Here is a 21,754-nt window from a genome sequence, read left to right on the forward strand (position 1 = left end):
GGTTATTCGTACCCCCGTTTCTTATTGATGTAGTGCTTATAGCCTTTATGTCCAAAATAACCGGCACAGCCCAAAGCGCCCAGGCCCAGGGGAATTAGCAGCCACTTCCAATCAAAAGAGAAGGAACTGCTTTCTTGCATGGGCTGCTGAGTGTCGGTCGGGGTGTCGGTTATTTCTTCGGTGGGTGTGGGATCGGTGCTAGAAAATATGGCGGTATAGGTAATTACATCGGTGCTTACCCTGGTCACTTCACCTACATAATTTGCCGTTACCACATAGCCGGTAGCATATTTGCTGGTAGCTGTCCCAGTATAGGTGGCATTGGCGGTGTAGCGCAGGGCCATGTCATACCCGTCAGTCTGGGTGGTTGCGGCTTCCTGCCACTGCACATCGGCCAGCGTCAGCGTCCGGCCACCGTCCGTGATGGTTTTAGGGATCAGGGACACATCCGCACCGGATAGGTTGGGATAGGTACGGGTGGCAGATACGGTGCGGCTGCTGGTCTTGTAGCCTGCGGCCTCCACGGTGATGGTGGTATGATCCAGAGACAGAACACCGTGATAGCCGTCCTCGGTCTGCACCTCCAGTTCCGGCTCCAGCATGGCAAGAATTTTTTCCATGTCCTGCGTGTCGGAATCCAGGGTCAAAACCTCCACATAGTCCTGGGTGTCGCTCTCGATCTGAGCCTGCTTCAACACATCCAGCAGCGTGTAGGTCTTGCCCTCACGCTCAAAGTCCTCGGTGGGAATGTTAGACGGGTCATCCCGGGAGGAAAGATAGTAAATCTTCTCAATACGGGTAATCCCGTTTTCCTCGCTCTGCTTCACTTCGGCGGGATAGAGCGGCACCGGGTCAGGCTCAGGAATGGGCAAGGTGGGCAAATCCTCGGTAGAGGGAGCCGGGGTGCTGTCCTCGCTTTCTGCCGTCTGAGCGGACGGCGAAGGGGCTGCTGCGGCCAATGCGGTAGGCATTGCTCCGAAAAGCAGCAGCGTCATGGCACACATGGCGCAAACGAAACGCTTCATCGTTCCAGTCCTCCTTTTTGTTTTTTGCCGCCCCTGGATCGGTGGAAAACAGGAGCGCCTTTCTCACGCTGGGGCTGTCCCTTATCACGCTGCGCCTCCTGCGCTTTGATGGCCTCCACCTTTTTTCGCACAGAGAGGCGCTGCTTGGGGTCATTGGTCATACTCTGAGTGGCAGCTGCTCTCGTATCTGTCCCGCATTCCCTGGATTTTTCGCCGGATGGAACACGGGACGGTTCTTTTTTTGCTTCCTCATCCTCCTGCCGAACAGGAACGTCAATGCCCATACGCTCCAGGATGCGGTTAATCTGCCGTGCATCCTTGGCCTTTGCCATAATCTCCACTGTGCCGGTCTTTTCCGCCTTATTGATGATCGGATAGTACAGAACACCGTACTGAGTGCTTTCCTTTTTGAACGCAGCCAAGTCCTGCTCCTTGATGGAGAAAATCGTGAGTTCCTCCCGATCCTGAATCAGCCGCTTCAACGTGGTTTTACCGGCGACTTTCTGGTTGTCGTTGGCAAGGGCAATCAGCAGCGCCGCCAGATTTTTGGCTCCCAGTCCAGCGAGCTTTAAGGCGCTCTCGGTAATCTGAATCCCTTCCCGTACCATCAGATCAGCGGTTTCTCCGCTGGTACTCATATCTCATAACCTCCTTTTGTTTTGTAGCTCTTTTTTGCTCAAACTCCCGTAAGTTCTGCTGAATGCCGGGAACCTGATTTGCGATCTGCTTACAGAGTTTTTGCTCTTTCCGAAGCTCCCGCAAGGCGGTGGTCTGCTGGTCAATCTCACGGGTGAGCACTTCCTGGATTTCCTCATTGGGTTCCTGCCTCCTTTTTGTGTAAAGCGGTTGCCTGCGTTCTGTCCGCTGCTGAATCTCCTGCTCGATTTGTGCTTGCCGCATTGCAAGCTGTTCCGTGGTAGAAATGCCATGCTCATGGAGATATAAAAATTGCGCCTGATAGCGTTCCAGACGGATCACTTCACGACGCATTTCATAAGAGATTCTTTTTCGGGTTGGGCGTTTATACCGGCGCAGCAAATAGACGTACCTGAGATAGAGAGCATAAAAGCCGGTGATCTTTTTTTTGCGGGTATGCTGCCACGAACCGGCAAGACGATAGTGCCGAACTGGAAGCGGCTGATAAGCAGAAATACGGCCTTCCAAAATGGCTCGCTGCTGCTCCTGGATGCGCCGCTTGATGTCCTCCACGGTGTACCCTTCGCCCAGCCGATCCAGACGAAAATTCCGCTTTGCTCCTGGTGGCCGTACCGTCAGATATTTGCGGTTAGGATTCCGGGAAACTGCGTATCCCTTTTTCTCCAACAGATTGAGAAATTCGGGAAAATCAAAACAATCACGGATGACTAAATCTATCTCCTCCCGCAGCATCTGAGAGAGCGTAGGTTTCCCGGCTTTTTCCGCTTTCCACACGGCATAGTGTTTCCCGTGGCCTTTCGGATCAATGACTTTCAAATGATATTCCGCACAAAGCTCATCCGATATTTTTCGGATTTCACGGTAGTAGTGTTGATAAGACGAGTGATATTTTTTGCCGTCTATGTGGGAAACGGAGTTTACAATGATGTGATTATGCAGATGCGATTTATCCAAGTGCGTTCCAATCACAGCTTCAAAGCGGTCGCCCAGAAGCCGCTTGCAAAACTCCTGCCCAATGCTGTGGGCCTGCTCCGGTGTTACCTCGCCGGGAGCGAAAGACTGGATGATATGAAAGCCCTGCACTCCACCTGTTTTTCCGAAACGGATTTTGGTGTTCATCATTTCATCGAAAGCGGATTCGGCGGTCAAACAGTTGATAGCGGAGACAAAGAAACTTTGCTCCGTTTTCTCTGGATTGGTGATATAAGTAATGTCTGTTGCCAGATGGGTTTTCTCGCTGTTGGTCACATAAGCGAGGCGAGAATCCAACTGCCCTTTGATGGAGAGAATCTTGGTAACGCCCATATCACAACTCCTTGACTTTAGACCAAATATCGTCCAGTCTGGAGTAGATTTCCTCCAGCTCCTCCGAGCGTACAAAGTGCCGTGCATTGGTGGCACGGGCAATCTGGTTGATGTTGTCACTGGTGGATTTCAGCAGCCGCAGCAGTTCCGGTAATTCCTGCGGTGGCCGTGCCTTGACTGGTTCTCCCATGATGCGTTTACGAATGAACGCCTCTTTGGAAAGGCCGGATGAATCCGCCTGCAACGTGAGATATTGGTATTCCGTCTGATTGACACGGACGGATAACTTGATAGGACGGTTTCGCATGAAAGCCTCCTTTCTAAACGGGGGTATTAGGGGGTGCTTCCCCCTAACAAGCTGCATTTGGCCGTCCAAATGCGATGCTTGCGGAAAGAGCGGCAAAGCCGCTCCTTTCCCCTGGCACCTTTCCGAAAAAGACTACCGTTCCTCGCCGCCACGGGTCTTTACCCGGCCTGCGATTCCTTTCTGAATCTGCAAATAGTCGTTGTAATCCTTCCCTTTCGGTGGGGGGTTGTCCAGCACCTCATATCCGTTCAGGCTCCTTTGAAGTGCCTGTGATGCTTCCCGGCCACGCTCGTCATTGTCCAGGCACAAAATGATTTTTTGAATACCCGGATTGTGCTGGAGGTAGGTTTCCAAAGCCAGCGGCAGCTTTAGCTCTGCATCGGCCTTGGGGCGATAAATCCCGGAGAGAGAAAGACAGTTGGCGCTCCGCCAGTCCCGCCCTTTTCGTTTGAGAATACTCAGGTAGGAAAGAGCGTCGATGGCACTCTCAAACACACAGAGGCTTTCTCGCTTCGTCGCCTGGATCGGCATACAAAATGAGTGGCGTTTATCACTCCCTGGCACCTCACCAACAAAGGTTGACTGGGACAATGTGCCACGCAAAGAAGCGTACTTTGCCATGCCATTTTCAAAACCGACAAACACACAATTATGCCGCTTGCCATCTTCATAGAGCTGCCCTGACTTGATGCAGTGATTGATAATTTCAGGGTCAATTCCTCGGCTGGACAGATACGCAAATACCCGTCTGTTATCACTGTGCGGTTCTGGCAACTGAAAATCAGGATGCACCTTGGGAGGCGGTTTTGAGACAGGCCGAGAAGGAAGTGGCGGTTGCTCACCGAGGATCATTCCAACAGCTTCCGGCAGCTTGTAGCCACACACCTTCACCAGATAATCCACGGCATTTGTGCCACCAATATTACGGCTCCACCAGCACCATTTCCCATTGGAAATCTTTAAGGAGTCGTGGGTTTTTGTGCAGTAAGTTCCACCGCTCACATGAACCAATTCTCCGGGGTCATGGCGCTGTAAGTAGGATAATAAATCCACTTGGCGAGCCTGCTCGATTTGCTCCTTAGAGTAGTACGGCATACGCTTCACCTTCTTTTCAAAACTGGTTTTCTTGCCGGAAACAACAACAGATTAACGCTCCCGATCATACTTGATGCGATAGGCATAATGATCTGCGCTGTACCGTTTCAAATAGTCATTTTCCGTGGTTTGAGAAGAATCAAACTCAATGCCAGATAGCCGCTGATCTTCAGGACTTTCAAATAGTTTCTCAACCGGGATGACCTCGATTTTCCCTCCGGTATGGAGCTGCCCGCCGAATACTCCGGCAGGTGAATGAAAGCTGCGATCTCCGCATACCCACAAAAGTTTTGTACCGGCAGGAAGCTCACCCAGGGGCTTTTTCAGTACCACAACAGAACGGGGTTTCGCACCGACAACTTCATAATATCCGGTGAACTCGGCCTTCTCGTAAGCCCGAACCATTTTGTCAAAATGGCGCTGCGGCTTGATATAAAACAAACTCTCCTGATAGCCCATTTTGACTTCACCTACCGTTCCATATCACGCAGTTTTATGTCCTTGGCCACGAGTTCGCCGTTGCGTTGGAAAATCTTCTGCGGATACTGAAATTCCTTTTTATAGTGCCGCATTTGATCGGGCGTCAGGCCGGTGAAATTACCATCTTTTGTACCGCAGATTAAACAGGTGCCAACAAGAATATCCAGGACTTTTCCGCTGGCATCTTTGATAGCACGGTTTTGAGGAAAAGAGAGAAATTCTCTGCCTGCACTGCAAATAAGGGTTCCACCATCCGGCAAGGAAGTGGTTTCAATCACCCCACCAATCAACTTCCGAATATCCTCCAAAGTATTGTTTACCAAAGTCGGTTTGGCTACCCGTCCCGGTTCCAACAGAAGAACAGGAATTGCGTTGGTCATGTCATGCGTTTTCTCCGGCTCAAAGTCAATTTTCTTATACCCGAAGCTCTCGCAAAAATAAAATCCAGGCTCGACAGAGGGAGAATGAACAACCTGAACAACATCCGATACAGACAGGGAGCGCCCGGTATAACCGTCCGGGTGATTGGTGTTAAACATATAGTAGATACCTTCCAGCGAGGAACACGCCACAATGCCCTCAAAGACACGGTTATAGATGCCGCTTTCCACAAGGTCACTGCCCTGAAATCTGGCCAGTTCGTCTGATGGGCGAAAAGCAATTCGATGTGTGTCTTTATCAAGGTCGATTTGGTAGATACAGATTTCCATGAACTTGGGAGACTGCTGCAATTCCTTTTTGGCTCGCTCCTGGATAACCTCGATCAGTTCTTCAAAGATGCCATGCTCGCCTCTGTTCCAGTCGGCATATACGCTTGCCAGGGGCTGCTTGGATTCCAAAAGTGCCTTAGCGAGCATGGGAGGCAGGTGGCCCTCGCTCATGGTAGCCAGGATGTCCTCACGGACACTGTACTCATAGGCGTGGTTCAGAATCTCCTGCCGGGGCTGCGACAATAGCCATTCACGGTAATCATCTTGCTCAATCCGCATTTTATCGTACAGGGCCAGATTCACTTGCGTTTCATTCACAAAATCGCCTCCTATGAAATGAGAGGCACCCATATAGCTGGGTGCCTCTCGGCATTACCGATCCATCCCTCGATTGCGTGTCGGGGTTCGCCGGTTATTTTCTTCTTCTACTTCCTCTGCCGACGGCTCGGCCAGCTCATTATCCTTTTGATCCATATTCAGCAGGGCGTTCAGCTCCTCCAAACGGGCAGACTTGGTAGCCAGCTCCTCCTCCTGAGCAAAGGGTTTTTCCACTTCCACCTTGGCATTCTCAAGCTGCACCCTGGTATTGTCCAGTGTGGCGATACAATCCTTCAGATGGCTCTCAAGGCCGTCCAGGACATTGTCTATGCGCTGGATATTACCGTAGGCATCTGTTCCCAAAGTGACCGTGTGACGCAGCTCATGGCACAATACCATCTGGTATTCCCGCCGAAAGGTATCGAAGGACAACTCCAGGGAGAAGCCACGGTAGGAGCCGATAACAACGGCCTCCGGGCTGGTCATAGCCTTACACGCTTCCAGAATCGCTGTGCCTGCATCCTTCTTTTCTGTATACGCATGGTCATAGACCACCATTGGCGAAAAGCCGTCGCCATTTGGCTTTGTTTCTTCGGCCAGGTGTTCCATATCCTTTTTATAGCCGGTGATCCGCTGTTCCAACCCGGCAATCTTTTGTGGAAACCCTTTGAGAATTAGATCTTCCAGATTGTACTTCTGGCTGAGGTGGTTGGCTTTCAGCAGTTTCAGCCGCCCTACATCAATGTCCAAGTCCATCTTTTCCTTGATGTAGGGATTGCCGGTACACAGGGCCTTAATCTCGGCATAACTGAGGGCCGTTTCATCAATGTCCTCGGCGGAGCGCACCGGGCTTTTACTGGTCATGATCTGCCCGATGAATTTCTGCTTGCTCTCCACAAGCTGGTAGAGGTAACTGTCAAAGGTGTTTTCCGTTACATAGGTATAAATCTCAACCTCCTTGTTTTCGTTGCCTTGCCGGATAATGCGGCCTTCCCGCTGCTGAAGGTCAGCCGGTCGCCAGGGGCAGTCGAGATGGTGCAAGGCAATCAATTTCTTTTGAACATTGGTTCCTGCGCCCATTTTTGCGGTACTTCCCAGCAAAACCCGCACTTCTCCGGCACAAACCTTGCCGAACAGCTCCTTTTTCTGCTGCTCGGTGTTGGCGTTATGGATATAGGCGATTTGCTCGGCGGGGATACCTCTGGCAATCAGCTTGTCCCGCAGATCATCGTACACATTGAACGTGCCGTCGTTTTTGGGAGTAGACAGGTCACAGAAGGCCAACTGGGTAGATTTCTGCTCGGTGGTGCGCTGCCAGATGGCAAAGATATTGTCGGCACAGGCGCTGACCTTGCTGGTGTCGCTGTCCGGCAGCAGCGGGTTGACCATCCGCTGATCCAGCGCCAGCTTACGGCCATCGTTGGTGATGAGGAGCATATTGTCCTGGCTGCTGTCCACCATTTTATTGCGGACACGCTCGGCTCGCTCACTGAGGTCTGCCACCATCTCCTTTTGATGTTCGGAGGGTTTCAGCACTACATGGTGGTAGTTGGCCTTGGGTACGGGGAGATTGAGCATATCCGCAGTCTGAATATCCGCCACTTCCTTGAACATACTCATCAGCTCCGGGAGATTGTAGAACTTGGCAAACCGGGTCTTGGCCCGGTAGCCGGTTCCCTCCGGGGCCAGCTCAATGGCTGTCACCGTTTCACCGAAGGTGGAGGCCCAGGCGTCAAAGTGCAGCAGATCGTTCCCTTGCAGGGTGTCGTGCTGGAGGTACTTCTGCATGGTATACATCTCCACCATGGAGTTTGAAATGGGGGTGCCGGTGGCAAAGACTACGCCACGGCCTCCGGTCAGCTCGTCCAGATAACGGCACTTCATATAGAGGTCAGAACTTTTCTGGGCTTCGGTCTGGCTGATGCCGCCCACATTCCGCATTTTTGTATAAGCGGCCAAATTTTTATAATTATGTGCCTCGTCTACAAAGAGCCGATCCACGCCCAATTCCTCGAACGTCACCACATCATCTTTGCGGCTCTGGTCGTTGAGTTTATCCAGCTTGGCCTTCAGCCCCTTTTTGGTGCGCTCCATCTGCTTGATGGAGAAGTTGTCCCCACGGCTCTGCTTCAAGTCGCTGATGCCGTCCATGACCTCCTGAAGCTGCTCCTCCAGAATGGCTCGCTGCCGTTCCAAGGACATAGGAATTTTCTCCAGTTGGGAGTGGCCGATGATGATAGCATCGTAATCGCCGGTGGCAATGCGGCCACAGAATCGCTTGCGGTTTTTGGGTTCAAAGTCCTTTTTTGTGGCTACCAAGATGTTGGCAGAGGGATAAAGCTGGAGGTACTCGGTGGCCCACTGCTCGGTCAGGTGGTTGGGAACGGCAATCAGGGATTTGCTGCATAGCCCCAGCCGCTTGCTCTCCTGGGCAGCGGCGACAATTTCAAAGGTTTTCCCTGCCCCCACAACGTGTGCCAGCAGCGTATTTCCACCGTATAAAATGTGGGCAATGGCGTTCACTTGATGGGGGCGCAGTTTAATTTCAGGGTTAATGCCCACAAAATTCAGGTGACTGCCGTCGTACTCACGGGGACGAACCGAGTTGAAGGTTTCGTTATAGAGTTTGCACAACCGCTCTCGGCGCTCCGGGTCTTTCCAAATCCAATCTGCAAAGGCTTGTTTGATGAGCTGCTGCTTGGACTGGGCAATAGCAGTTTCCTTTTTATTGAGAACTGCTGTCTTGCGGCCCTCGGCATCCTCCACATAGTCGAAAATCCGTACATCTTTCAGATTGAGCGTTTCTTCGATGATCTTGTAGCCGTTGATGCGGCTGGTGCCGTAGGTGTTGTTGGCCTTGACGCTGGAACGGTCGTAGCTCTTGCCCTCAATGTTCCAGGTGCCGGTCAGTTTGGAGTAATGTACCTTGATGTTATAACGGGCATAGCCTGGGGTGTCGAACAGCTCAAACATGAACCGTGCCACATCTTCCGGGGGGAGCCAGGTAGCGCCTAGCCGCACGGAAATCTCACTGGCGGTCAAATCCACCGGCTGCACGGCTTTCAGGGCCTCCACGTTGGAACGGAATTGCGGATCGGCATTTGCGGCCTGCTCTGCCTGCCGCAGTTTCTTCCGTACATTGCCGGAAAGGTATTCGTCCGCCGTCACATAGATGGGGTGGCCCTCGTGGTCTGCCATATCGGGGAGCTGAAAGATTACCCCACGCAGTTCTTCTACCAGGGTAGCCTCGTCTTTCCCGGTCAGGTCGGTCATGTAGGGAATGTCGATCCCGGCTTTTTCGGCCAGAGAGAGGGCCAGGGCCTCCGATGCGGTATCCACACGGGTAATGTTGAGTTTCTGCTTGATGGTGCGCTTGGTGAACATATCCGCTTTGCGGACAAAGTTGCCATCGCTGTCTGTGACCTCCAAGGAGGTCAGCAGGAAATAGGAGTTGTCATCATGGAATGCCGAGTTATTGGCCCTCTGGGAAATACGGCCATACTTTTTCACAAAGCTGTCATACAGATTGTTCAGCTTTTGCTGTTCGGCGGTAATGAAATGTTCCGGGTAATCCTCGGTCTGGTACTCAATGAGCTGCCGCACACAATCCCGCAGGCCAATCAGCCCCTTGATGCGGCCCAGTGCGGTGGTGGATACCTCCACTGGGTTCATACGGCTGTTTTCACGGTAGTACACCTCTCCGTCCACGATGGTATAAGAGAAGTTTCGCACGGTGGGGTCAGCCAGGATAGAACGATCTTCCTCCAGTTCGTCGCCTTCTTCACGCTCATACTCCTGAATGGAGCCGCCAATATTGCCGATGGCGGAAGTCAGCAGGTCGGAGAGTTCCTGGTCATCGAAGGGGATACAGGCTGTTTCCGGCCCATAGGGGCCGCTGATCTCCTGCATCTCGCCCAGAATCATTTCCGGGTGGTCGATGAAATACTGGTTCATCTTCAGGCCGTTTTCATTGACGCCAAGATGTACCCAGTCCGGCTCAATATCTATGAGAGCATCCCGCTTTTGCAGGAACAGAATATCGGACGTGACCTCCGTGCCGGCAGCACCCTTGAATGTGTTGTTGGGCAGACGGATGGCACCCAGTAGATCGGCTCGCTGGGCGATGTACTTTCGCACAGCCGGGTTTTCCTTGTCCAGAGTGCCTTTGCTGGTGACAAAGGCCACAATACCGCCAGGGCGCACCTTATCCAGCGTCTTGCTGAAAAAGTAATCGTGAATCAGGAAGTTGTGCTTGTCGTAACGCCGGTCAGCTACCTTGAAATTGCCAAAGGGGATATTGCCGATGGCTACGTCGAAGAAGCTGTCGGGTAAGTCGGTCTTTTCGTATCCATTGATGGTGATGGAGGCGGTCTGGTACAGCTGTTGGGCAATCCGTCCACTGATCTCGTCCAGCTCGATGCCATAGCGTTTAGAGGTGGACATACGCTCCGGGATCATGCCCAGGAAGTTGCCGGTGCCGCAGGACGGCTCCAGAATGTTGCCGGTTTCAAAGCCCATCTGCTCCAGCGCCTGATACATGGAACGGATGACCACCGGGGGCGTGTAAAAGGCGGTCAGGGTAGATTCTCTCGCTGCCTCGTATTCCTCCTGAGTCAGCAAGTTTTTCAGCTCCAGGTAGTTGCGGTTGGTTTCCTCAAAGCAGTCTGCCAAACCGCCCCAGCCCACATACCGGGAAAGAATCTCCTGTTCCTCCGGTGTAGCCAGTCTGTCCTCGCTCTCCAGTTGTTTCAGCAGCCGGATGGCGGCAATGTTGTTCTGATACCGCTCACTGGGCGTACCGACGCCAAGAGCATCATCTGTGATACGGTGGTCGTGCCGGTCGGTCTGCTCCGGGTGAAGGACATTGGAAAGCGTAGTCGTGGAAGAACGCTTCGGCTGTATGGGTGGTTCTTTCAGTAAGAGGGATTCCAGATAGGCCCGGATCGTACCGATGTTTTCCACTCTCACGATGGGGAAACCTGTTGACTGTACGAAGGTCAGGTCGGTCAGTTCTACCTTTCCCGTGGTGATGTCCACATTGTGTACTTGGTATCTGCGGCCATTCTGCTCAAACTCGGTTTTACCGGGAATCAGGTTGGCCTGGGCGTATTCGGCATCGCTCGGAATTACTTCGCCGGGTGTCGGATGAAGAATAGCCTGAACTTGCTCCCGCAGGCCGGGGGTGTCCTTTAACTGAGCGTTGTCGATCCGCTCATACGCCTGCTCCCAGGTTTCAAAGGTCAACGGATAGCCGTTCTTACCAGCGGTGAAAACGAGATTCTCTCTCATGCCAGGGTTGGCCATCCCAGGCTCAAAAATAAAACCGGCGGTTTCCATGGCCCGGACAGTGGTTTGCTCCTGCTCGGAAAGGCCATTTATTACGGCTTGCTTTTCCAGTACCCGCTGTGTTTCCTCTGCCTCCAGCTCCACCTGAAGGTTCATCCCTTCTTTCCATGCGTTAATGTGTTCCTGTGCCGTTTTATCAGGGAAATTGCCGTAGACCCGCAGATACATTTTCGATTGCAGATCATAGACTGCGGCTCCGTCGTAGGCAAAGCCATCCGGCTCCATGGAGCCATCCAGATATTTTTGGGCGACGATTGCCGCTTCTTCCAGCGTCGGATAGTCCAGCTTTTCATCAAAGCCATTCTCAAAGGGGTGGTAAACAACCACCTCATAACGGGAAGTTCTGCGCCCAGGATTACGGATAATTTCTGTATCTTCCACCAGGGAGTAATGGCCGGTGTCCAGATAACGCTCAAAAGAGGTGCGGTCAACAACCGTAGGTGGATTCTCCGGCACATTGATGATGGTAAACCAGACTTGATCTTCGGTAACTTGCGTAATGTCCATGACATACGGGGACGGATCATCCGGGTCAACCTCGGAAACCCTGTCACCGACACGATAGACATTCCCCAGAGGAGTTGAGAAGAACGGGCCTGCCTGCTCGATATTGGGAGATTTCTGGATGCCTGCAAGATGGGCAATGGCATTGTCCTGCTCTGCAAAGCGGAGAATCTGACCATCCTCCATGTAGAAACGGTTAAGGGCTGCGTCCCAAATACCGGCGATGCCTCCCTCATTTGGGAGTAGACGGATGGTATAGCGAAGAAGTGTTGGAGAAACGGGTTTGTTCGGCTGTGCTGTGACAGTTTCTTTTGCGGCTTGGTCTTGCTCAGGGGGAAGGAAATAATGTTCATTGAGCGGATTTTCCTCCAGCTTCCGATCAAAGTCGGCACGGGGAAACTCCTGGGTAAACAGCGGAAATTCAGGGTCATAGAGTGTTACAATATCGTCCCCGATGGCCTGCATTTCATAGGACTTTGTGCCAATATATACCGTGCTGCCCAAAGGGATGTGGTAGGGCCGGGGGCCATCGAATTTCTGCATGGCCATTTCACGACGCTCAGTATCCCCATTGGGAATAGCGGAGATCAGAATGTCATGGCTGCGGCGCAGGCGATTTGTGTAGTGTTCCAGCCGGTGGGCAGGAAGGCCGCACATCTCCACCCGGCCAACCCCAGGGACAGGGCGGGTGGTCAGGGTCAGCCCCAGCTCCGGCGCAACGGCCTTGGCATCCTCTCCATAAATTTCATAGAAGTCGCCTACCTGAAACAGCACCACATGGTCAGGGTATCGCTCTTTGACAGCGTTGTACTGCATGGGGGTAGGCTCCTGGCCCTCCGGCACGGTCTGGTTAGCAAGTTCAGCTTCATACGCTGCCATGGCTTGCGGAGGAAGGTAGCGATCCTTCCGCACTAAATCTTCAATGCGTTTGGCTACCTTATCCCAGGACAGGTTCACCACAGGACAATCCTGTTTGGTATAGCGAACCCCCTTGCTGTCGTGATCTTCACTACTGTGACCGGCTCTGGAAAGCGCATGAGAATGACCGCCTGTGCCATATTCTTTTCGCAGGAATGCCGCTTTTTCCGTGGTGTCGTGCGGCTCCTGGAAGAAGCTAAAGATTCGTTTTGTCCCACCCTCAAAGTGGCTTCCACCGGAAAGAGCCTCGTCAATCTCGTCCTCCGTGATAAAGGGCATGATAGCTGGGAGTTCTGCCATCGTGGTGGTGAAAGTTTTGCGAGGTAAGTCCAAATCCTCCAGGCGTTCCAGAATTTCATGCAGCCGATCCATACGCTGGGGATACCGCATGGTAGAGCGATCTTCACGATATGCGTTCAGAAAGCCCTCGTATTCTGCTATCAGAGTTTTGCGAAACTCAGGATTTCCCAGCAGGTCAGACAAATTCTCCTGACGCTCTGTGAAGCCAGGTGTTTGATGATCTCGATTCAGACTGGGAAGTGGATCGGGACGGCCTGCTGAATGGTCAATGTCTCGATAGAGGTATATCAGACTTTCAGAAAGCAAATGCCGTTCATAGCTTTCTGTTTCCAGCAATTCTACGTTACTGGCAAACTGTCCGGCCTCCAGCAGCTCACCAATGCGCTCTACTGCACGCTCCCAGGGAATGACCTGGGCAGTGGCCTCATATCTGGCTCGCTCTCCATGAGCAAGATGGATACCGTCCTCTCCAAACCAGGCGCTCATCCGACCTTCTTCGGTGGTAATGCCGTTGCCGCCGTGATATAACACCTGCAAATGGTCTGCGATTTCTTCCGGTGGCAAATCTTTCTGATAGAGGAGTGCTACCCGCATACGCAGTTGGTTTGTGTTACCGCCATAGCGCAGGAACTGGTCAACGGCCTGTTGCCCAACAAAAAAAGCGGAGGATGTAGGCAATACATTCTCCGCTTCTGTGGATGGGATATAAACTTGTTCAGGTTGGTTTAGCTGTAAATCAGCTGCCGGAGTACCACTTCCTCCGCCGATGCCTTGAAGTTGTTCATGGCCTGTACCCACGCCATCTGATCGGTGGCCTTCAGCTCCTCGGTCACTCCGTTCCGCTGTGCCAACTCCTTGGTCAGCTGCTCCACCATCTCGCTGGCTCGCCGGTCGATGTCCATCAGATGCCCGTCCAGCTTGCCCACCAGCAGCAGCCGGTCGTACAGCATCGGCTTGTTCTCCTTCAGGTACGTCTTGTGCAGCATCCCGTACTTGCCCATCGGGGTATCCTCCTCGGTTTCCGGCAGGTACAGGTCGGGATACAGGTAATCCCCGATCTGAGTGTAGGTCAGTTCTCTGGTCATAGAGTTCATTCTCCTTTCGTTCCGCTCTGGGTTGTTCCTTTGTGGCTCTATCATACACAGAGTTTTGCTGTTTGGCAAATTTTGAAGTGCGCTCCTGCTGGTTGATGGTGCGCCCGATTTCCAGCAGCACCATTTTAGAGATAGAGTTGGAGGCGTTTCCCAGAACAGACACGGTTTCGTAGGTGGAAAAATCGTGGATAAACTCAAAGTCCGTCTCGTCAAAGTAGCGGTCAGCATCATAGCCACAGCGGGTCAAAACGGTATAGGCAATGCTGTTTGCCAGCAGGGTTTTCAGCCGGACGGAGAGATTCAGGTCATCCAGATCTTCCAGAAAACTGTCCTCCCTGGTGTTGCGAAGTTCTTCCAGATAATCAGGCAAATTGTCCTCCGCAATGACCTGGCTCATGGCACAAATCTGTTCCACAAAGGAAGCCCCAGCTTCACGCTCAACCTCGAACGTGTTACTGATAGATTCCAGCACAGACGCCTCATAAGCAGGCTGCATCTGCCAAAGCTGCGGCTCCTGCGGGCGGTATCGCCCAGGGTGGGTGTCCGACACGTCAAAGACATACTTGAGCCGTGTCTTAAAGCCGGAGTCGTCCAATAATGCAATGCCGCTGGTGCCTTTGTTCACCCACCGATCCATCTTTTTGTTCCAAAACTCAATGGTGGCGCAGGCGGTGACGTCGGGACGCTGGGCGTGAATCAGAAGCTGATCCCGGAAGGGGTACTTATAAATCCTGGCGGCAGTTTTTAAGTACCGCTGCCAATTTCCACGCACAGAGGACAGTTCCAGGGTCTTATGGTAGCTGAACTCTGTGACCATTTGCAACTTGCTTGCCATGTTACCTCCTTATCGTTCCGGTTCCTGTTTCCGTTTGGTTTTTCCCGGCTCATTCTGACGAGCAAGTTTTTCTGTGAGGTCAGGGGGAAGTTCCTGGAACTTCTCGCTCTCCACATAATAGGCCGTTTGCTTGCCGCCTTGGTTCACCAGGAGGATGTCACTGTCACAAATGGCACGGAGATTCCCACTTCTGGGCCGGTGATCGGTGCTGTGCTTTTTGCGAAGATCCTCCAGCGGTACACCCGGGCCGAGATTGCCACGATACACGCACCGATAATCAGAAGGTCTGATTCGTCCCTTTGCGCTCTCATAGCTGGAACAGAAGTAGTCCGAGCGAATGATGTCCTTTAGTTGATAGAGTGCGTAGGTATCGCAGCAATCCCTTTCCTGCGGATGCTCCGGCAAATAGGAGTAACCGTTACGCCATGCGATTTCTGCAAACTCCATGATATGAAAGCCGCACTGTCCGATGTAGGTGTGGTAATCGTCGATATAGGAACACTGCTGTTTCATCTGGGCGCCGTCAGGTTTCGTAATAATGATGTTGCTGTGGTTGGGCAGGTAAAACAGGGTGTTGTAATAGCAGTCCACAAAACGCATATCCCGCACACCATTGGGGTTTGGGAACGCACATACGCCTGCAATATTGACCGGCTCCTGGCTCATCGTTCCTGTCCTCCTTTTTCCTTTTTCGGTTGGGTTCGCTCACGTTCTTTGAGCTTGTCTCTGGCCCAGTCGGGCAGCTTGTCCAGGTCTGCAATTCCCAGAATATCCGTTGCGTCCCATCGGCACCGCTCACCGGAATAGAGTTCCTGAAAATATACGGCACGTCCTCTGGCACCAGCTGTGCAGCCAAAGCCGCCGACGGCAAAGCCCAGCTGACAGTCTGCGGTGCGATACTCTGCGGCCAGACTGGAAGGGGCTATGATAACCAGCTTTCCCTCCAGCGATTCCTCCTCGCCACGCTGACGGCAATGTTCTTCTCCAAGTATTTCAATGGGGACGTTGCGCTTTGCACGGAAGGCAACAGCTTCCTGCTGCTGTTCCTGTACCCGCTTCAAAAACTCTTGCATGATCTCAAGGTAGTTTTCGCTTGCAACAGCCAGGGGATATGTCTTTTCGCCCAGTAAGTTGAAGTGCTGATAGCAGGTCATATAGGTGGCTTCTTTGTCCTGGGGGTTATATCCCAGAAGCATCACACGCCCACCCAGGCGGACAGATTGGATGATTTCATAGTCTCCTGCTTTTTCCGGTGCGCTCATCTTATCGCTCCCTTTCCGTGTCATTTTTGGCCTTCCGATTTTTGTGCGGCTGGCGACAACGCTTTGCATAGGCGGTGGCAATGCGGGTTTCGCAGTCCTTCATGGCTTCTGCATACTGTGCATGATAGCTGCCGTTGTGGAACGCATGGGCAGGGCCGGAGGTGCGATTCGGCATCCGCTCCCCGACGGAGTATTTGGCTGGGGCTTTCGGATCAAATCCAATCGAAAACTCACGGTTGCCTACCATTGCAGCAGCCATGATAGCGTATCCCTCATGTTTCAACGACATATTCTGAAATGAGCCGCTCATAAGGTTCAGGGTGTAGCTTCCGTTCTGGCCCTGGTGATAGGTAACAGGCATCATGGGCTTCCCATTTACCAAATCAGGGGAATAGACATATCCCAGACGTTCCTCCATCATGCTTTTGGGCATGGAAGCAAAATCAATGTAGTAGACCTCTTTGCCCATGATGCGGTAGGTATGCAGATACCCTTTTACGGGATAGTACGAGGACAAGATGGGGTGTTTGAGGTGGCCCGTAATCTCGGTGCTTTTTTCTCTGGAAGCAATATCGAGATAGAATTGGGGATGTGCGCCGGGAGCGTGCCAGCCGTTCATGGAGCCGCAGATCATGGCCTCCAACTCTGCCGGGGTCACTCCCAGGCGGCTGTTGGTAAAGTCGGCAATCTTCTGGTTTTCCTCCCGGCTGTCGGTATTCCACTCACTGCGGTAGTAGCCACGCTCACCACGCTTAATAATAATCAGCTCTCCGGTGCTGGGAAGTACGGAACAACAGAGTTCCGGTAACTTATTTCTCATTATGGCCTCCTTCTGAGTAACAAAAAAACGGCTCTGAAAGCCGTCCAATGTGATTATGATTTACTTTTCCGTTTTGTGGTTATCCTGCATCGGATTTTCCGTTAATGGTATCCTGTGCAGGATATATCGTACACCACTGATATGTCCCTCCGGGCTGTATGTCCGATGTCGCTCCACATATCCGGCCTGCTCCAGTTCACGGACGGCATTGCCCACCGCTTCAATGCCGTCCTTATTCAGTTCAGCCAGATTGCGGATGGTAAAATTCCAGTCCGGTACTTCTTTCATTTTATCCAGCATCAGAGAGAACAGCCCCTTTGCCTTCAAGGAAAGGGTTTTGTTTTGGAGGTGGTGTTCATCCATAGGCAATTTGTCATTCTGGTGCATATCATCGCTCCTGTTCCCGCAGCTTTTTCCGCTGCCACTGATCCAGCAGCTTGATAATCACTTCTTCCATCTGCTTCGGCGTATAATTCGGGGGAAAATACTTTTGCAGCCGGTCATTTTTCAGCGTCACTTTACGAGCCAGTGTTTTGTCCTCACGGAGTAACACTTCCATGACGTTGGTATCCAGCTTCCCCTCCTCGCTGAGTTCCTTGAACCGCTTGGCCTGTCCCAAACTGGGGGATACCTCATCTCGCTCCATGATAACCAAAAGGGCCGCTTGCTCTTTCTCACTCAGATGGGAGATATAATCTGCTGCCGGTGTGACCTTCAAAACTCCCTTGTCCACCTGCTCCAGAAGGGGAGAAATTAACTTGGTGAGATTCACAAATCGCTGTATTTGAGTTGCACTTTCACCAACTTGCTCGCCTAAAATATGCACCGATCTTCTTCCACGAAAATTGTCCCCAACTTGGGTACAATTTTTTTGTGGCCGTCCAGCCTGCCGTTTCATGGCTTCCAGTTTCAAGCTGTATGCCCTGGCTTTCTCACTGGGCAGCAAGTCCTCACGGGTGATGTTGTAGTCCACCACCAGAATGTCAGCTTCATCATCGGTGTATTCCCGGACGATAACCGGCAAACTTTCCAAACCCACGGTTCTGGCACAGTAGTCACGGCGATGGCCGGAGATAATCTCATAACCGCCCTCATTGCGGGGTCGAACAATCAAAGGCTCCGCGATGCCCACCTGTTCAATGCTATCCATCAGCCGCACCAGATCGGGGGTGGGACGTTCAATGGAGTAGGGCTGTCTGGCATAGGGGTGGATTTCATCAATGGGGATGTTCAGGATACGCTCATGGCTGTCCTGCTGCCGCTCCTCCTCGGTCTTGAACAGATCATCGAGAGAGGTCAGGCCCATGTTTTTGACGTTGCCTGCCAAGTTTCAACACCTCCTGCGTAAAAGATTCATAGGCACCCGCAACCCGTCCGTCCTTGTCATGCTCAAAGATGTTTTTATGCTCCAGGCTGATTTCGGCGGCACGGATGGAACGGGGAATTTCGCTGCGGAATACCCGGCCTCCATAGGCTACCCGGATTTGGTCAATGACGCCACGGGAAAGGGTGGTTCGGCTATCAACCATTGTCATCAGGATTCCCCCTATTTCCAGGCCGGGATTCAACTGCCGCTTTACCCGCATCACTGTTTTGAGAAGCTGCTCCAAGCCTTTTGCGGGAAGGTAGTGGGCTTGTACCGGGATAATCACGCTGTTGGCTGCGGTCAGTGCGTTGATGGTCAGCATCCCCAGGGATGGCATACAGTCCACAATGGCGTAGTCATAGTCTTTCTGGACGGTGCTGAGATATTGCCGTAAAACCGTTTCACGGCTCATGGTGTTGACCAGCGTCACCTCAGTGGCAGATAGTTCGATGTTGGCAGGCATCAGATCCACGCCGTCCGCATGGTGCAGAATCCCGTCCTGGGGCGCAAAGGGCTGGTCGGTAATGATTTTCGTCATGATGGTCGCCAAGGTGGGATTCAGCTCATCAGGCTGCTCCCAGCCAAGCAGCTGCGTGAGGTTTCCCTGGGCATCTGCGTCAACAAGGAGAACTTTTTTACCTTGCCGAGAAAGACCAATGGCGAGACTTGCCGCCGTGGTGGTTTTCCCGACACCGCCTTTCTGATTTGCCAGTGCGATAGTGTGCATAGTGGCACCTCCGTTTCGTTTTCGGGCCTGTCCCTCAAAAGAGGGGGGGCCGCTCTTATTCTTTTCTCGGTAAGTAATCTTTTCTTACTCCAGTCAGTATCACTACAATCAGTCTTATTAGTCTCCGATTTTCGGAGGTCAAGACTTCGGATTTGCCGAGTTTTAGAAATCCGATTTTCCGAAGTCTTGACTTCTGTTTTTCCGAGTTCTTGACCTTCGATTTTCGGAAGTCTTGACCTCTGTTTTTCCGAGGTCTTGATTTCTGTTTTTCGGAAGTCTTGACCTTCGATTATCCGAGGTCTTGACCTCTGTTTTTCCGAGGTCTTGATTTCCGATTTTCCGAAGTCTGGTTTTCTCCGGCAAAGTTTTTAACGTAAATCAGGGAGGCTCGTCCCTGGCCTTGACGAACACGTTCGATTAAACCAACTCCTTTCTTGGTGTCCAGCTCATTGAATAACTTGATTGCCTTCTCGGTTTTGTAACCGAGTGTAGCAGCCACATCTTCCAAAGTGAAAACAATGTAAACACGGCCTTGATCGTCGTGCCATCCGTTCTTCATGGACAGGCTCATGCGGTCAAGCAATATGCCGTAGAGCAACTTTGCATCGGTGGATATACCGGCGAACCGGCTGTCTGTAAAAAGCAGCTTGGGGATGCGGTAAAACGAGAACTGCTCCGCTTCATAACCGTAATAATAGGAAAGCTCCGCAGCCAAACTATCACCTCCTTGGGACAGATAAAGCCCGGAAGTCCTTCTCCTAAATGACTTCCGGGCCTTATTCTTCCTTAAAATTATCTGGATACCAGGATTTTGGCATCATAGAGGATGTCCAAATGCCGGTTATACCCGTCCACCCGCACGGAGCCTGACAACAGCTTGGGTGCGCCACTTTCCTCAAATTGGTCGTTTGCTTTAGCCGTTAAAGAAATACTACACCCAGTCGGGGGATCAGGATGACCTCATCTCCATCGGCACCATCGGCCTCATCAAAGGGGTGTCCACCTTTAAGGGGGATAAAAATGTGCGTCTGGCCACCTATGCCAGCCGCTGCATTGAAAATGAGATCCTCATGTACTTCCGCTCCCAGCGAAAGACCCAGGGAGAGCTGTCCCTGTCCGAGAGCCTGGACGGGGACCCCGAGGGCAACTCCCTGTCCCTGATGGACGTGGTATGTGTGGACGACACCATGCTGGACGACTTGGACCTCCGGGACTCCTGCCAGCGGGTGCGCTCCTGTGTGGACACCTGCCTCAGTCCCCGGGAAGCCCACATCATCAAGCTGCGCTACGGGCTCAACCAACAGGCCCCCCTCACCCAGCGGGAGATCGCCACCCTGTGCGGCATCAGCCGCTCTTACGTCTCCCGCATCGAGAAAAAGGCCCTGGAAAAGCTGCGTGTGGCCTATGAGAGCAAGTCTTAAACGCACATACCCCCTCGGCAAAGCCGAGGGGGTATGTGCGTATCATTTTAGTATGCTGCCAGTTCTGCGCCCAGCTTCTTGCACGCCTCCAAAGCGTCTGCGTCAGGGGTTTCGTTGACCATCAGGCCCTCCTCATTCATCAGGTTGGCCCCGCTGCTCTGGGTGCGCTCCACCCAGTCCCGCATCCACTGGCCATCCCCCCATCCATAGGAGCCAAACAGGGCCACCTTGCGGCCGCCCAGTTGTCCCTCCAGTTGAGAGAAGAACGGCTCAAACTCAGACTCCTCCAGCACCTCAGCTCCCATGGCGGGACAGCCCAGGGCCAGTTTCTCATACTCCAAAGCCTGCTGGGGAGTGACAGCAGAGACCTCCAGCAAATCACATTCCATCCCCGCTGCGGTAACACCTTCTGCAATGGCCTGAGCCATCTGCTGGGTGTTGCCCGTCTGGCTCCAATAAATCACAGCAACTTTGCTCATGTTCCGTACCTCCTAATACATTGTATTTATGCCACAGCAAACACCTGGAATAAGGTGTTGCCTTCGTCAATGCGTTCCCGCACTTTCTGACTCACCCGTTGAATCCGGGCAAAACACCGTTTGGCCGCTTCCACATCGCCGTACACCTTCCACGGCCCGCACAGCTTGAAGTTCTGCCCCTTGTGTTCAATAAAGCCCACCACGTCTTCTACGGGATAGCCCAGAAACACACCAATTTCATGGGGAAAGGAACCGCTCTCCCGCACCCGTCGGCCCAAATGGGCCACCATCTTCTCCACAGGCCAGGTCTCATCGTAGCCGCAGGGAGCTAAAATCTCCTCCACCCCTGCCCGGGCCAGGGCCTGTACCATCAGCTCAGGCCGATAGACCAAAATCAGCTCGTGGTTGGGACAGGAACACAGGGTCTCAAACCGAACCCCTCGGCGGGCAAAGGCCCGCTGATACTTCCGCAATTCCTCCTCCAGGTGTGGAAAATCTCTGCGCCGCAGGGAGATGAGATTTGCAGGGGCCACCCCCGTGAGCGCAGGAGCACAGTGGGTGGCAAAAAGCTGATCTAAGGTATGTTGCATGGTGTGCCTCCTTCTAGTTAGGCTTTGCTAACTATTCATAAGTTAGCACATGCTAACCATCTTGTCAAGGGGCAAATGTAAAAAAAGGACCTGTTGCAAAATCGCAATTTTGCAACAGGTCCTGCACACGTTCTCTTTCCCAACCTCCCCAGATGTGCCTTGTCAGCCTGGCAGGACGCTACCCGCTGGGGGTCT

The 21,754-nt window shown here is 52.6% G+C and carries 19 protein-coding genes and 1 pseudogene; 2 read left to right on the plus strand and 18 right to left on the minus strand.

Features of this window, described 5'->3' with window-relative positions; genetic code table 11:
• Positions 1-2 precede the first annotated feature (2 nt).
• The 9 genes from H9X86_RS02210 to H9X86_RS02250 all read right to left on the minus strand — a co-directional run bounded on the left by H9X86_RS02210 (position 3) and on the right by H9X86_RS02250 (position 14,050).
• On the minus strand, positions 3-1,025 hold the full coding sequence (locus H9X86_RS02210) for a hypothetical protein (RefSeq protein WP_204899949.1): 1,023 nt from the start codon (positions 1,023-1,025) through the stop codon (positions 3-5).
• Entirely contained in the window at positions 1,022-1,663 is a 642-nt protein-coding gene (locus H9X86_RS02215; RefSeq protein ID WP_204899950.1) for a PcfB family protein, read from the minus strand. The genes H9X86_RS02210 and H9X86_RS02215 overlap by 4 nt, the downstream gene beginning before the upstream one ends.
• Complete coding sequence (locus H9X86_RS02220; RefSeq protein ID WP_204899951.1) at positions 1,638-2,987, minus strand: relaxase/mobilization nuclease domain-containing protein; 1,350 nt, start codon at positions 2,985-2,987, stop codon at positions 1,638-1,640. The genes H9X86_RS02215 and H9X86_RS02220 overlap by 26 nt, the downstream gene beginning before the upstream one ends.
• Position 2,988: 1 nt before the next feature.
• A complete protein-coding gene (locus H9X86_RS02225; RefSeq protein ID WP_204899952.1) occupies positions 2,989-3,294 on the minus strand; it encodes a plasmid mobilization protein in 306 nt (101 codons plus the stop codon).
• Positions 3,295-3,426: 132 nt separating this feature from the next.
• Positions 3,427-4,389 carry a DUF3991 and TOPRIM domain-containing protein gene (locus H9X86_RS02230; protein WP_204899953.1) on the minus strand — a complete coding sequence of 321 codons (963 nt, stop codon included), beginning with the start codon at positions 4,387-4,389 and terminating at the stop codon, positions 3,427-3,429.
• 51 nt (positions 4,390-4,440) lie between these two features.
• Positions 4,441-4,848: a hypothetical protein gene (locus H9X86_RS02235; RefSeq protein ID WP_204899954.1), complete on the minus strand. Its 408-nt coding sequence runs from the start codon at positions 4,846-4,848 to the stop codon at positions 4,441-4,443.
• Positions 4,849-4,859: 11 nt separating this feature from the next.
• The gene (locus H9X86_RS02240; RefSeq protein WP_204899955.1) at positions 4,860-5,897 is read right to left on the minus strand and encodes a DUF3848 domain-containing protein; all 1,038 of its coding nucleotides are present in this window, start codon (positions 5,895-5,897) and stop codon (positions 4,860-4,862) included.
• A 54-nt stretch (positions 5,898-5,951) separates the two neighbouring features.
• A complete protein-coding gene (locus H9X86_RS02245) occupies positions 5,952-13,643 on the minus strand; it encodes a helicase-like domain-containing protein (RefSeq protein ID WP_243416790.1) in 7,692 nt (2,563 codons plus the stop codon).
• Between the two features lie 47 nt (positions 13,644-13,690).
• Positions 13,691-14,050: a TnpV protein gene (locus H9X86_RS02250; RefSeq protein WP_204899956.1), complete on the minus strand. Its 360-nt coding sequence runs from the start codon at positions 14,048-14,050 to the stop codon at positions 13,691-13,693.
• Between the two features lie 193 nt (positions 14,051-14,243).
• Between H9X86_RS02250 and H9X86_RS02255 the strand changes: the two genes are divergently transcribed.
• Positions 14,244-14,657: a hypothetical protein gene (locus H9X86_RS02255; protein ID WP_204899957.1), complete on the plus strand. Its 414-nt coding sequence runs from the start codon at positions 14,244-14,246 to the stop codon at positions 14,655-14,657.
• A 246-nt stretch (positions 14,658-14,903) separates the two neighbouring features.
• Here the strand turns inward: H9X86_RS02255 and H9X86_RS02260 are convergent, their stop codons facing one another.
• The 7 genes from H9X86_RS02260 to H9X86_RS02290 form a co-directional block, all read right to left on the minus strand.
• Positions 14,904-15,560 carry a YodL domain-containing protein gene (locus H9X86_RS02260; protein WP_204899958.1) on the minus strand — a complete coding sequence of 219 codons (657 nt, stop codon included), beginning with the start codon at positions 15,558-15,560 and terminating at the stop codon, positions 14,904-14,906.
• Positions 15,557-16,156, minus strand: coding sequence for a hypothetical protein (locus H9X86_RS02265; RefSeq protein WP_204899959.1), 600 nt, complete (start codon positions 16,154-16,156; stop codon positions 15,557-15,559). The genes H9X86_RS02260 and H9X86_RS02265 overlap by 4 nt, the downstream gene beginning before the upstream one ends.
• Position 16,157: 1 nt before the next feature.
• Positions 16,158-16,976, minus strand: coding sequence for a hypothetical protein (locus H9X86_RS02270; RefSeq protein ID WP_204899960.1), 819 nt, complete (start codon positions 16,974-16,976; stop codon positions 16,158-16,160).
• A 60-nt stretch (positions 16,977-17,036) separates the two neighbouring features.
• Entirely contained in the window at positions 17,037-17,363 is a 327-nt protein-coding gene (locus tag H9X86_RS02275; RefSeq protein WP_204899961.1) for a helix-turn-helix domain-containing protein, read from the minus strand.
• A 1-nt stretch (position 17,364) separates the two neighbouring features.
• Positions 17,365-18,303 carry a ParB/RepB/Spo0J family partition protein gene (locus H9X86_RS02280; RefSeq protein WP_204899962.1) on the minus strand — a complete coding sequence of 313 codons (939 nt, stop codon included), beginning with the start codon at positions 18,301-18,303 and terminating at the stop codon, positions 17,365-17,367.
• Positions 18,260-19,069 (minus strand): ParA family protein, encoded by an 810-nt coding sequence (locus H9X86_RS02285; RefSeq protein WP_204899963.1) that lies wholly within the window; start codon positions 19,067-19,069, stop codon positions 18,260-18,262. The genes H9X86_RS02280 and H9X86_RS02285 overlap by 44 nt, the downstream gene beginning before the upstream one ends.
• A gap of 289 nt (positions 19,070-19,358) precedes the next feature.
• Positions 19,359-19,784: a replication initiator protein A gene (locus H9X86_RS02290; protein WP_204899964.1), complete on the minus strand. Its 426-nt coding sequence runs from the start codon at positions 19,782-19,784 to the stop codon at positions 19,359-19,361.
• 220 nt (positions 19,785-20,004) lie between these two features.
• Here H9X86_RS02290 and H9X86_RS02295 point away from each other — a divergent pair.
• Positions 20,005-20,490: pseudogene (locus H9X86_RS02295) on the plus strand (sigma-70 family RNA polymerase sigma factor); the annotation flags it as partial.
• A 47-nt stretch (positions 20,491-20,537) separates the two neighbouring features.
• On the opposite strand, the gene H9X86_RS02300 reads toward H9X86_RS02295, so the two are convergent.
• On the minus strand, positions 20,538-20,969 hold the full coding sequence (locus tag H9X86_RS02300; protein WP_204899965.1) for a flavodoxin: 432 nt from the start codon (positions 20,967-20,969) through the stop codon (positions 20,538-20,540).
• Between the two features lie 26 nt (positions 20,970-20,995).
• A complete protein-coding gene (locus tag H9X86_RS02305; RefSeq protein ID WP_204899966.1) occupies positions 20,996-21,559 on the minus strand; it encodes a DUF3793 family protein in 564 nt (187 codons plus the stop codon).
• Positions 21,560-21,754 lie beyond the last annotated feature (195 nt).

The organism is Pseudoflavonifractor capillosus, assembly GCF_016902575.1.
Lineage (GTDB): Bacteria > Bacillota > Clostridia > Oscillospirales > Oscillospiraceae > Enterenecus > Enterenecus capillosus_A.